This is a genomic window from Pseudoalteromonas sp. MSK9-3, assembly GCF_003590335.1.
Lineage (GTDB): Bacteria > Pseudomonadota > Gammaproteobacteria > Enterobacterales > Alteromonadaceae > Pseudoalteromonas.
The window spans coordinates 48,609-60,889 of sequence record NZ_MIET01000012.1 but is presented as its reverse complement, the minus strand read 5'-3'; the positions used below and the strand labels follow the sequence as shown (position 1 = coordinate 60,889).

Genomic DNA, 12,281 nt, shown 5'->3' with positions numbered 1-12,281 from the left:
AGCAAAATGAAATATAAAGATTTACGAGATTTTATCAATCGCCTTGAAGAACAAGGTGAATTAGTACGTATCACACAGCCTATTTCAACCAAGTTAGAAATGACCGAAATTGCTGACCGCACTTTGCGCGCTGAAGGGCCGGCACTGTTATTTGAAAACCCAATAGGATTTGACATTCCAGTACTTGCCAATTTATTTGGCACCCCAAAACGGGTTGCCATGGGGATGGGGCAATCTGATGTCAGTGAGCTGCGTGAAGTAGGTAAGCTATTGGCATTTTTAAAAGAGCCAGAGCCACCAAAAGGGATTAAAGAAGCGTTAGGGCAGATCCCTGTTTTCAAACAAGTCCTAAACATGCCTGCTAAAGAAGTGCGTAAAGCACCTTGCCAACAAGTCGTGTTGAGCGGTGATGACGTTGACTTAACTAAACTGCCTATCCAGCATTGCTGGCCAGGTGACGCGGCGCCTCTGATCACTTGGGGTTTAACGGTGACCAAAGGTCCTTATAAAAAACGTCAAAATTTAGGTATTTATCGCCAACAGCTACTGGGTAAAAATAAAATTATTATGCGTTGGTTATCTCACCGTGGTGGTGCTTTAGATTATCAAGAGTGGTGTAAAGAGCACCCTGGCGAGCCGTACCCAGTTTCAGTGGCACTCGGTGCCGACCCAGCCACCATACTTGGTGCAGTAACCCCTGTACCAGATACATTGAGTGAATATGCATTTGCTGGCTTATTACGAGGCTCTAAAACTGAAGTTGTGAAATCAATTTCGAACGATTTACAAGTACCTGCAAGCGCCGAAATTATCCTTGAAGGGTATATTGAACAAGGTGAAATGGCACCCGAAGGACCTTATGGTGACCACACTGGGTATTACAATGAAGTCGATGATTTCCCTGTCATGACCGTCACGCATATCACCCACCGTGAAAACCCGATATACCATAGTACTTATACTGGCCGCCCACCTGATGAGCCTGCCATTTTAGGGGTCGCACTCAACGAAGTATTTGTGCCTATTTTACAAAAGCAGTTCCCAGAAATTGTCGATTTTTATTTGCCCCCAGAAGGCTGTTCTTATCGTATGGCAATTGTCACTATGAAAAAGCAATACCCGGGACATGCAAAAAGAGTCATGATGGGTGTATGGTCATTTTTACGTCAATTTATGTACACCAAATTCGTCATAGTGTGCGACGATGATGTCAATGCAAGAGATTGGAATGATGTTATTTGGGCTATCACGACACGTATGGACCCAGCTCGTGATACCACCATGATAGAGAACACACCGATTGATTATCTTGATTTTGCCTCCCCAGTATCGGGCTTAGGCTCAAAAATGGGTATGGATGCGACCAATAAATGGGCTGGTGAAACAGACCGTGAATGGGGCGAGCCTATAGTTATGGATGAGCAAGTAAAACAAAAAATTGATGATATTTGGGACAGTCTAGATATACCAGTCAAGCAATAGGATAACCGAGGGCGCTATGATAAAGTGCCTATAGTTTATACAATAACAATTTACGCATGGGTAATGTTAACACGGCCCATGCTTACCGTGCGAAAAGGTAACACATGCAAACAGTTAATGCTGACGTGATAGCTATCACGCCACTTACAGACATTATTTATAAAGTGACGCTTAAGCCTGCCATTGCCGCAGAGTTTGAAGCTGGCCATTATTTACAGCTTGTTTTAGGAGAAAAAGACAAGCGGGCTTTTTCAATTGCGAGCAAGCCCTCACAACAAAACGAATTAGAGTTACATATTGGCGCCTCAGCAGCAGACTCTTATGCAGCACAAGCCCTAGATCACTTAAGACACGCATTTGAACAGAAAGCGCCTGTTGAATTGGAAGTGGGTCTTGGTGTATCACAACTACGCATTGACTGCCAAAAACCGATTGTATTACTCGCCGGTGGTACTGGATTTTCATATGTAAAATCAATGGCAGACCACTTAGCGGAAGTTGGCTGTGAGCAACCTGTTTTATTCTACTGGGGTGTGAAAGAAGAATCAGCCTTGTATGCAAAAACTGAAATGGAAGCATGGGCAGCCAGTAAAGAAAACTTCCACTTTATTCCAGTAGTCGAAACACCTCAAGACGCATGGGATGGCCACACAGGTTACGTACACCAAGCAGTTATGCAAGATATCGCTTCTTTAGAACCCTACTCAATCTACATGGCGGGTCGTTTTGACATGATAGGTATAGTCCGTGATGACTTTATCAAGCACGGTGCAATACGCGAACATATGTATGCCGATGCGTTTGCTTTTATAAAATAACGTATGACTTTGTACAGCGCCATCCTGCTTGGCGCTGTTTATCTTTAAAATCACTTCTTTTAATAAACAAGCCACATCGAAGACATAAGCACCCACTATCAGGGCGTTCTATCACACTTTCATTCTATTTTTTTAATCAAACCAATCTAATTAACCTGTTTTATGAATAAAAAGTTCTCGAGCATACTGTGTTCATCAACACAGGAGCACTAAAATGAAAACTGTAAAAGAAATCATGACGACACATATTCCTGCAATTTATGCAGATTCCGAGCTCACACAAGCGATTGATGAACTACACCAGCATGCTTTATTTTGTGCGCCAGTCTTAGACAAGCATAAACATGTGATTGGCTTTATCTCAGAGCAACAAATGTTGGCACCTTTACTACAAAGTAGCTATTTTTGCGAAGGTAAAGTAACAGTAAAAGAATTGATGACCGATACCGTGGTTTCTGTCAGTAACACGATGAATATCGTCGATTTAGCACAGCAGATGCAGGGCAATAAACCAAAAGTTTATCCGGTAATATCAAATAAGAAAGTAATTGGGCTCGTCACACGAAGCCAAGTCATAGAGGCGTTAAAACAAGATTACTTGAGCTGCTCAGTACATTAAGCAGCTCAAAGAGGACGGATTAGCTATTAACTCGCTTTTTTAGCTAACAATGCTTTTTTATCACTGTCACTTAAGAATGCAATTTCTAATGCATTGCGCTGCGCTTGTTCCATATCTTGCGTCGTTAGCCCAGCCTCAGGTGCGGCAACGGCATACTCATTATCAAGTTCAATACCTTGAACTGCAGGATCATCGGTATTAATACAGGCTAAAATACCATGATCCAAGAAGCGCTTAAGTGGGTGTGTAGTTAGTTCAGCCACCGTACTGGTTTGAATATTACTGGTTAAACATGACTCAATACCAATGCGGTTGTCTCTTAGGTAATCCATTAGCTTTGGGTCTTCAATGGCTTTAACACCATGACCAATGCGTGTTGCGCCTAGCTCATTAATGGCTTGCCAGATACTTATTGCACCTTCGGCTTCACCCGCGTGTATTGTGGCACCTAAATAGGCATCTCGAACTTGTTTAAAATGATCGACAAATAGCGCGCCTGGATAACCCAGTTCATCACCTGCAAGATCGATAGCAACCAAATCGTTTTTGCATGCCAATAATGAATCAAGCTCATACTGACATTTATCAACACCGAAGGTACGCGACATAATACCAATTAGATTCACTTTAATATCGGTATTGTGCGTTGCCGATTTAATACCATCAACCACGGCCTCTACTACGCCTTGAGCATGTAAATCATGTGTTTGTGCCATATAGTAAGGGCTAAAGCGCAGTTCAGTATAATCCATATTCTGTGCAATCGCATCTTCTACGTTTTCGATGGCAATACGGCGACATGCATCGTAATCACCAAGTACTTTGACACCCCAATCTAATTTAGATAAAAATGCCATAAGATTGGGGGCGTTATCGAGTACTCGAACATGTGGGATCAAGCCCTCAATATCCGTCGCCGGTAATGGCATATTAAACTGCTGACCAAGCTCTAAAATCGTAGTCGCTCTCACGTTACCATCTAAATGGCGGTGTAAATCAAGTAAAGGTAAGTTGTTATTGATCATAATTCACTCGGCTGCAGATAAAATTTTGCGGATCATACTTGCCCTAATATAAAGATCAAGGACACATGTCCATTTTTAGCACGGCTACTTCGTTATGCAAATAAAAAAAGCCAGCGTATTCGCTGGCTTTTTTTAAGTATTTATTTGAGAATCGCCAATTCATAGGCCTTTTGATACTGTTGGGTCTGCTCGTAGCTGCGTAACGCCATACTCGTCCAACCAGTATGCCAATTGCTTTTATTTATGTTGTCAAAAATTTTAGCCGCCAGTTCAAAGTCCCCATCAACATGGGCCATACATGCTAAACACGCTAATAAGTCCGCATTGTCTGGCTGTTTTTTCAGCTGGGCCTGTATCGCGTGGGTTAATTGTAAATCACCTTCATTGGCAGCACTTATCACTGCCGACACATCTTGATAAAGCCCTTTCTTTAACCATTTTAGCAATGCAGGCTGTATCTGTTTAATTTGCCCACTCGCCGCCATTGATTGTAAGTAAGGCTGCTGCGCATACACTTTCAGTGCTTTAGGTAGCTGCTCATAATACGCTTGCCCATCAGGTTGGTTTTGCATAAAAAAACGCGCAAAGAAACGCTGCCAATGCTCTGCTGACCAAGTCACTTGCTTGTGTTTGTCGTTCAATGTCTTTATCAATTCAACATATTTTTGCTCTACCAATAGGCCCTCAAGGTAGGTAGCTATCTCGGTTGATTGTGGTTTTTTCTGCTGCATCGGCGTTTCAAGTAACACCAAAGCTTGCTCACCTTTGTCAGCCTGTAGCCAGAGCTTAGGCACTTTACTTTGTGCTTCTTCTGACATGGCGCTTAGGTGCTGTACCGCAGTTGCCTGCTCGCCTTGCTGTAAGGCAGACTTCGCCAGTAACGCATATTGATAATCTTGCCACTGACTGGGTGCATCATGCTTCTTAAACGCCACTTGTACTTGCTCATTATCATCATTAAGAGTCGCCCATAACGCCTGTTGCCAAGCCTGAGAGGCTTTCATTGCACGCTTATGACCAAAGTGCCCCGTTGATTTACGATAAAGTCGCCAGAAAAATTTAATCGCCTTTACGACGAGCCATATGCCAATCGTTAGCATGAAAAACATAATGGCCATTGCAACTATCGTGGCTTCAATGGTCACATCGTTATACGCTATGAGCACATACCCCTTTTCGTCAATTAATAAATGCCCTGCTGCCATGGCAATCGCAATGGCGATAATTATTAATATCACTCGGATCATTTTAACCACCCCTGTACCGCTTTAGCTGAGCGTAACTGAACAGTTTGATTAAACGCCAATGATTGACCCTGCATCAGTACTAATTCGTCATGCATTGCCTGTACTGCTGCAGAATCCATTTTAAAATAGCTTGTTAACGTTTGTTGAGCACTCGATAAAGCACTAAAAAAGATACTGGCTTGCTTGTCCATCAAAGCACTCTGAGCTTGTGACAAGTGACTTCGTAGCTGCGCTTTCAATAATTGCTGTTCTTGTTTATCAAGCAGCGGGTCAATAACAGCAACTTCACGATGGCGAATCGTTATAAAGTCGTCTACCAAATTTTCCCATGTGCGCAATAAATTGGCTTGCCAGTCACTAACATCACTAGACAATTGTGCCGTAGGCGCTGCTGTTTGCTCTGGTAAGCGCAAAGTTTGCAGCTCAAGCTCAGGTACTTGTGCGAGTAAACCATGTAACTGTAAATATCTAGATTCCAGGTGCGGCTTGGCTTGTGCATTCAACAATGCAATATCTTGGGCAATTGCGCTCAATACGCCAGTGGTGTTTGGCTCATGCTGCAATACATCACTCAATCTTTGCAGCACCGCAATGCTGCCCTGAAAGTCTTGTTCTGCTGAGGCCTTAAATTGTGCCATCCTTTGTAAGTACAGCACCTCACTGCTGAGTGCACCACTGACTTGTTGTTGGGCTGAGCTCAACGCCGCCTGCAGCTGCGTATCAAATTGCTGAGTCTGTGCTGCTAAGCGAGACTCAATTTGCATATCAACTTGTTTTTGCTGACTTTGCAATTGAACTAGTTGCTCACGAGTGGTGTTTAACTGTTCACTAAGTTTGCTATTTTGCTGTTGTAGTTGCGCAAGCGCAAGGTAGGTTTTATCGCTGATCTGCTGACCATGAATAATTAAGCCGGCTGTTGCTGTACCACCAGCTAAAGCAACCAATAAAGCCAATACGCCCACTTTACTGATTTTCTGTTTTACAGGTTTACCTTCTACCGCGTGTGTTTCGTTTTGCTGATTCTGTTGTTCACTCATTTGGCTACCTTGCTGTGTTTGTTCAGGCATAATACACTTAAAAATGGCCTCATCATTCGGCCCTGAAGCAACTGTAATATGGGAAGATGCTACCTGATGTTGTCGCATCAAATGATCGGCACTACGCTGACTAACCAAGTAAAAATGACATTGATTCAGCCAAGCCAACAACACTTTATTGGTGGTATTAAATATAGCATCGATTGCCGCGTTACTGGTTATGACTATACCGTCAATCTTAGCTTCTCGCCAGTGGTCTAACCAGGCATCTGATTGTGCCAACACTGGGGTTCGCCTATAAACAAGGCATTGATTTAATACTGCACCACGCGCTTTTAAGGTTTTTGCCAATAATGTGCGGCCCCCTTCGCCTTTCACTATTACAACCTGTTTATCAGCGATGGATTGTAATTGAGGAAGCGCTAACACCCCTTCAGAATCTTGCTGCACGGGCGTTTGGGCCTGACGCGCATAGACTGTGTCGATGGCCTTTGCGGTTTGCTCGCCAACAGCAACCAAGGTTGCGGTTGACGGTAATTGGGGTAAGTGTGCAGCTAATCCTTTCACAGCATCTTGCGAGATAAAGATGATCACATCCGCATCATCTATCGGCGACAACTGAGTGTTATTGACCGGCAACATTTCCAGCTTAAGGACGGGTGTTTTTACAATATCTATTTGTTGAGCTATCAGCAGCTCGGCTAGCTGCTCGCCTTTTCCTTCAGGTCGAGTAATTGCAATAGCCATATTAAGCGTCTCTATATACCTCAGCTAAAATCTTATCAGCACCTTGCGCTAATAATTGTTCAGCTAACGCAATACCGATTTGTTCTGCCTGCTCTACAGGTCCACTCGATTGGGCATACAAAATTTCACTGCCATCAACCGCACCCACCAACCCGCGTAAATGCACTGTATCGCCCTCAACCTCTGCATATGCGCCAATAGGAACCTGACACCCCCCTTCTAGGCGGCGGTTCATGGCACGCTCTGCATTGACGCGAATACGAGTTGTTGTGTGCTCTAACGGTGCGAGTAACGCTTGTACACGCACATCATCGATGCGGCACTCAATGCCAACAGCACCTTGGCCATTCGCGGGTAAAGACATTTCAGGTTCAATATAGGTAGCAATGCGCTCTGGCATTTCCAGTCGTAATAACCCAGCAGCCGCTAAAATAATGGCATCGTACTCACCGTTATCAAGTTTCGCTAAACGAGTATTCACATTACCGCGGAGATCTTTTATTTGTAAGTCTGGACGTAATGCGCGAATTTGACACTGGCGGCGTAAGCTAGAGGTGCCAACAACAGCACCCTGAGGGAGCTCATCTAATGCTTTGTATTGATTAGACACAAACGCATCTCGTGGGTCTTCACGCTCACAAATAGTATGTAATGCTAAACCTTCAGGGAAATCAACCGGAACATCTTTCATAGAATGCACGGCAATATCTGCACGTCCATCCATCATAGCTTGCTCAAGCTCTTTAACAAACAGGCCTTTGCCACCAATTTTTGCCAAAGGGGTATCTAAAATAATATCGCCTTGCGTAGACATGGGCACCAACTCAACAGTTAAGCTAGGATGAAAATGCTCTAACCGTGCTTTTACAAACTCAGCTTGCCACATAGCCAATGCACTTTTTCTGGTTGCAATACGCAGGATATTTGTTTGTTCAATCATGATTTGCCTTAACTCTGCTCTTATTGAGCATCTGGAATAATACGAAAAGATTTTTGGGCTAATAGTTGCCCTTGCTGAGTAACAACTTCAACACGCCATTGCCCAGTCTGGCTTGGCATAATATTTTTGCTCGAATATGTGCGATATCTGACCGCCCCAACCGTCAAAGGGATCTCAGCCATTAACTGGTCTTGATGAAACCATAAATGATGAATCATTTTGCCTTGTAGGTTTTTAATCTCGGTAAAAAAATACAGCTTTTCTGAAAACTGAGTACGCTTCAAATTGTCTTTTAAGACGTCAACTGGCTCGCGCTGTTCAATGCCTGTCGTCAACACCGCACGACTCACCACATTGGTATCTATTTTTGCACCAAGTGCGACATTAGCGACTTGTGCTGATTCTGAGAAAACCGTTTCACTCACACTTGAGGTTATGTCCTGCTCCGCATCTTGAACATCCTCTTGCTCAGCGTCTTCATTGACCACAACTGGCGAATCTTCTATGTCTTGAACAGGTTCAACGTTGATTACTTCTTCTGAAGCTGGCACTGATACATTCGAGGCCACGGTGCGATCACTGTGTTTGCTTTCAACCGCCCCCGCCACCGGCTCATCATCCCTGTTGAAGTTTGGCTGTGATGTTAGCACCTCAGGTGACACACCTTCCTCCGCAGGCTCTGTTGCAACGGGTATCTCGCTGTGCGTATTAGCGGGCGTTTGGGTCTGTATTTCATCGGCGTTTACAGCATTTGTTAAACCGTACGTAACACCTGCCGCAGATAACAACACAACACTCGACACCGCAAAAATACGTCGCCAATGCCATTGATAACTTACCGTTTGAACGGTAGGTGCCGTTTTAGTCACGGCCGTTTTGATGACTATCCGTTGTGTCATTGCTGCAGTTCCTCAATTAAGATAATGTGGCGATTAACCATTTACGGATCGCCGTTAACTCTTCATGGCATACTTGATGCGCCATCGGGTAATCCTGCCAACTAATATCATACCCTTGCTCACGTAATGTGTCGTAAGCCAAACGGCCTAACGCCATAGGTACTACCGGATCTTGATTACCATGAGCCATGAAAATATTTAATTCATTTTGTACGGCCTCAGTAGCTAACTTAACAGGCGCGCACATATAAGTCGATAACGCCATAACACCGGCTAATTTTACCGATAATCGTGGTGCTAAATGTAAAGAGATAACGCCACCTTGCGAGAAACCGGCTAAAATAATTTTTTCAGGCGCTATCCCTTTTGCGATTTCAGCATCAATGAGCTGCTGAACTTTTTCAGCTGACTCTCTCACACCTTGCTCATCAGCGCGGCTCTCTGCATCCATTGATTTAATGTCGTACCAAGAACGCATAACCATACCACCATTAATGGTGACCGGTTGTTCAGGCGCGTGTGGGAAAACAAATCTGACGCCCAATTCATCAGGTAGCTTTAACTCCGGTGCAATCGGTAAAAATCCGTCACCCGAATCACCCAGACCATGTAACCAAATAATACTGGCTTTATGCTCACCACGAGCTGCATATTCTACAAAAGGTAACATTAATCGTGCTTCCATTTAATTTCTGTGCCCGCCTGACGCGTCGCTGCGTCACACATAAATTGCCAAAACTCAGCGCCAGAGCGATTATCAATCCACTTATCACCATGTAATTCAAAATGGTGTCCATTAAACTTCGTCGCCACCCAAACCTGATGAAGAGGCGCTTGTTTGTTGATGATAATTTTACTTTTATCGGCAAACAAAATCTCTAAAATGCCAGACGCAGACTCATAATCTAAGTCTGCGTCACAATCATCAATTTGATCTTCAATGGTAAACATTAAAGCTTCTGCTAGTTCATGGTACTCGTGATCTGTCATAGCACTTTCCTTTTTCAGCACAATTTATTTACGATGCAGCTAAAATACCTAGTCGCAATAGCTGCTTTTTTTACGAATTCTGTTACTCTGCGATTATAAAGGCACTGACATCATTAATCTAATGAAAGCGATACTCTCTCAAGCAAGCATGTTTATTTTAGTCTTATTAAGCGTTCTGACCTTAACTGGGTGCGGGCAAAGTGGTGTGTTATATCTCCCTGAACACCAACCTAACCCCGAAATCAATACCCCTGAGGCCAAAAATCAATCAGCACAGCCCAACAACTTAAAAAATGTTGAGCCAATGCGTGACAAGGAGCAATAGCATGGACTTTTTCCATTATAAAGATCAACAGCTGTTTGCTGAAGAGGTTGCCGTCGCCGATATTGCCAAACAATACGGTACGCCCTGTTATGTCTATTCAAGAAAAACATTTGAACGTCATTATCATGCATTTACTGATGCTGCTGACGGGCATCCACACCTTGTGTGTTACGCAGTAAAAGCGAACTCTAACATTGCCGTACTCAATGTGTTGGCAAAACTTGGCGCTGGCTTTGATATTGTCTCAAAAGGCGAATTAGCAAGAGTTATCGAAGCCGGTGGTGATACCAGCAAAGTGGTGTTCTCTGGGGTTGCCAAAACCTCAGACGAAATTGAATTTGCGTTGGCACACAATATAAAGTGCTTCAATGTTGAATCGGTTGCCGAACTCAAGCGGATCAGCCAAGTTGCCCATAGAGTGAATAAAACAGCACGCATCTCAATTCGCGTTAACCCTGATATAGACGCCAACACACACCCTTATATCTCTACGGGTTTAAAAGAAAATAAGTTTGGTATTGATATTAAACAGGCCTTTGATGTCTATCAACTTGCATACGCACTGCCAGCGTTAGATGTAGTGGGTGTCGACTTTCATATCGGCTCACAATTGACCGACATTGATCCTTTTCTTGCTGCGCTAGATAAAGTACTGGCTTTGATTGAGCAGCTAAAATCCGCAGGTATCGAGTTACATCACCTAGATATTGGTGGTGGGTTGGGCGTGCCATATGACAGTGAAAAGCCGCCTCACCCCAGCGCTTATGCTGCTGAAGTAAAAGCAAAATTAACCAATTATCCCCATCTAGAACTGGTGTTTGAGCCTGGTCGTGCGATTGCCGCCAATGCTGGAATTTTGGTAACGCAAGTTGAGTACTTAAAACCTAGCCAAGAAAAGCACTTTGCCATTGTCGATGCTGGCATGAATGACATGCTACGCCCTTCTCTCTACCAGGCATGGCAGAACATTATCGCAGTCGCACCAAGAGATGATGGTACTCCAACACATAACTATGATGTGGTAGGCCCAGTCTGTGAGACAGGCGACTTTTTAGGAAAAGATCGGCCGCTTGCCATTCAAGCGGGGGATTTACTCGCCCAGCGCAGTGCCGGTGCCTATGGCTTTACTATGAGCTCTAACTATAATTCACGCCCTCGTGCCGCTGAACTCATGGTGGATGGCGACCAATGCTATGTGGTAAGACAAAGAGAGACATTGCAATCATTGTGGCAAGGTGAGCAATTACTACCATAATTTGTATATCGCAATGACAGAAAAATCATGGCAAGGCAGCCTTAGCAGGAGTAGTTTTAAGACATTATGTTTGTAAATTTTTCAAAAATGCACGGCTTGGGTAATGACTTTATGGTGGTTGATAATGTCACTCAAAACGTATTTTTATCTCGCGATCAAATTAAGAAACTCGCCAATCGACATTTTGGGGTGGGTTTTGATCAATTGTTGTTGGTTGAAGCGCCCTATTCGCCAGAGTTAGACTTCCACTACCGTATTTTCAATGCTGACGGCTCTGAAGTCGAACAATGTGGTAATGGCGCGCGATGCTTCGCACGTTTTGTAAGAATGAAAGGCCTGACCAACAAACATAAAATATCAGTCTCAACTAAGTCGGGTAACATAACGTTATACATAGAAAAAGATGGTCAAGTAACGGTTAATATGGGCAACCCGCACTTTGCGCCAAGCAGTATTCCGTTTAAAGCCACTAAGCCAGAACTAACCTACATTATGCGTGCTGATGACCAGACTGTTTTTTGTGGAGTGGTTTCTATGGGTAACCCGCATTGTGTGATTGAAGTCGATGATATTAACACAGCCGATGTAGACACCCTTGGCCCACTTCTTGAGCACCATGAACGCTTTCCAGAACGTGCTAACATTGGGTTTATGCAAATAATCAATGAAGAGCACATAAAGCTGCGCGTATGGGAGCGCGGTGCACAAGAGACGCTAGCCTGTGGTAGTGGCGCCTGTGCGGCCGTTGCAGTCGGTATTGCGCAAAAGAAACTCGCCAGTACCGTTCAAGTTGACTTGCCCGGTGGCAGTTTGCAAGTCCGCTGGCAAGGTGAAGGCCATGCTGTAAAAATGACTGGCCCAGCAGAACATGTTTTTGACGGCCAAATCGCACTGTGA

At 44.0% G+C, this 12,281-nt stretch carries 13 protein-coding genes; 6 read left to right on the top strand and 7 right to left on the bottom strand.

The window, feature by feature from the left end:
• The first annotated feature begins 6 nt into the window (after positions 1 to 6).
• The 3 genes from ubiD (at position 7) to BGP78_RS05580 (ending at position 2,919) form a co-directional block, all read left to right on the top strand.
• Positions 7 to 1,482, top strand: coding sequence for a 4-hydroxy-3-polyprenylbenzoate decarboxylase (ubiD, locus tag BGP78_RS05590; RefSeq protein WP_119860485.1), 1,476 nt, complete (start codon positions 7 to 9; stop codon positions 1,480 to 1,482).
• A gap of 104 nt (positions 1,483 to 1,586) precedes the next feature.
• The gene (fre, locus tag BGP78_RS05585; protein WP_119860484.1) at positions 1,587 to 2,300 is read left to right on the top strand and encodes an NAD(P)H-flavin reductase; all 714 of its coding nucleotides are present in this window, start codon (positions 1,587 to 1,589) and stop codon (positions 2,298 to 2,300) included.
• Positions 2,301 to 2,514: 214 nt separating this feature from the next.
• Positions 2,515 to 2,919, top strand: a complete 405-nt coding sequence (locus BGP78_RS05580) for a CBS domain-containing protein (protein ID WP_119860483.1) — start codon at positions 2,515 to 2,517, stop codon at positions 2,917 to 2,919.
• A 26-nt stretch (positions 2,920 to 2,945) separates the two neighbouring features.
• Here BGP78_RS05580 and add read toward each other — a convergent pair whose 3' ends face one another.
• From add to cyaY, 7 genes are all read right to left on the bottom strand, one after another.
• Complete coding sequence (gene add, locus BGP78_RS05575) at positions 2,946 to 3,944, bottom strand: adenosine deaminase (protein ID WP_119860482.1); 999 nt, start codon at positions 3,942 to 3,944, stop codon at positions 2,946 to 2,948.
• Between the two features lie 140 nt (positions 3,945 to 4,084).
• The gene (locus tag BGP78_RS05570; RefSeq protein ID WP_119860481.1) at positions 4,085 to 5,191 is read right to left on the bottom strand and encodes a heme biosynthesis HemY N-terminal domain-containing protein; all 1,107 of its coding nucleotides are present in this window, start codon (positions 5,189 to 5,191) and stop codon (positions 4,085 to 4,087) included.
• Positions 5,188 to 6,975 carry a uroporphyrinogen-III C-methyltransferase gene (locus BGP78_RS05565; RefSeq protein ID WP_119860480.1) on the bottom strand — a complete coding sequence of 596 codons (1,788 nt, stop codon included), beginning with the start codon at positions 6,973 to 6,975 and terminating at the stop codon, positions 5,188 to 5,190. The genes BGP78_RS05570 and BGP78_RS05565 overlap by 4 nt, the downstream gene beginning before the upstream one ends.
• 1 nt (position 6,976) lies before the next feature.
• Positions 6,977 to 7,915 (bottom strand): hydroxymethylbilane synthase, encoded by a 939-nt coding sequence (hemC, locus tag BGP78_RS05560; protein ID WP_119860479.1) that lies wholly within the window; start codon positions 7,913 to 7,915, stop codon positions 6,977 to 6,979.
• Between the two features lie 20 nt (positions 7,916 to 7,935).
• On the bottom strand, positions 7,936 to 8,814 hold the full coding sequence (locus BGP78_RS05555) for a DUF2914 domain-containing protein (RefSeq protein ID WP_119860478.1): 879 nt from the start codon (positions 8,812 to 8,814) through the stop codon (positions 7,936 to 7,938).
• Positions 8,815 to 8,830: 16 nt separating this feature from the next.
• A complete protein-coding gene (locus BGP78_RS05550) occupies positions 8,831 to 9,484 on the bottom strand; it encodes an alpha/beta hydrolase (protein ID WP_119860477.1) in 654 nt (217 codons plus the stop codon).
• Positions 9,484 to 9,804, bottom strand: coding sequence for an iron donor protein CyaY (cyaY, locus tag BGP78_RS05545; RefSeq protein ID WP_010366970.1), 321 nt, complete (start codon positions 9,802 to 9,804; stop codon positions 9,484 to 9,486). Before cyaY ends, BGP78_RS05550 begins: the two co-directional genes overlap by 1 nt.
• A 121-nt stretch (positions 9,805 to 9,925) precedes the next feature.
• Between cyaY and BGP78_RS05540 the strand changes: the two genes are divergently transcribed.
• The 3 genes from BGP78_RS05540 (at position 9,926) to dapF (ending at position 12,281) form a co-directional block, all read left to right on the top strand.
• Positions 9,926 to 10,129: an LPS translocon maturation chaperone LptM gene (locus BGP78_RS05540; RefSeq protein WP_119860476.1), complete on the top strand. Its 204-nt coding sequence runs from the start codon at positions 9,926 to 9,928 to the stop codon at positions 10,127 to 10,129.
• Position 10,130: 1 nt separating this feature from the next.
• Entirely contained in the window at positions 10,131 to 11,384 is a 1,254-nt protein-coding gene (gene lysA / locus BGP78_RS05535; protein ID WP_119860475.1) for a diaminopimelate decarboxylase, read from the top strand.
• 66 nt (positions 11,385 to 11,450) lie between these two features.
• Positions 11,451 to 12,281, top strand: a complete 831-nt coding sequence (dapF, locus tag BGP78_RS05530) for a diaminopimelate epimerase (RefSeq protein ID WP_119860474.1) — start codon at positions 11,451 to 11,453, stop codon at positions 12,279 to 12,281.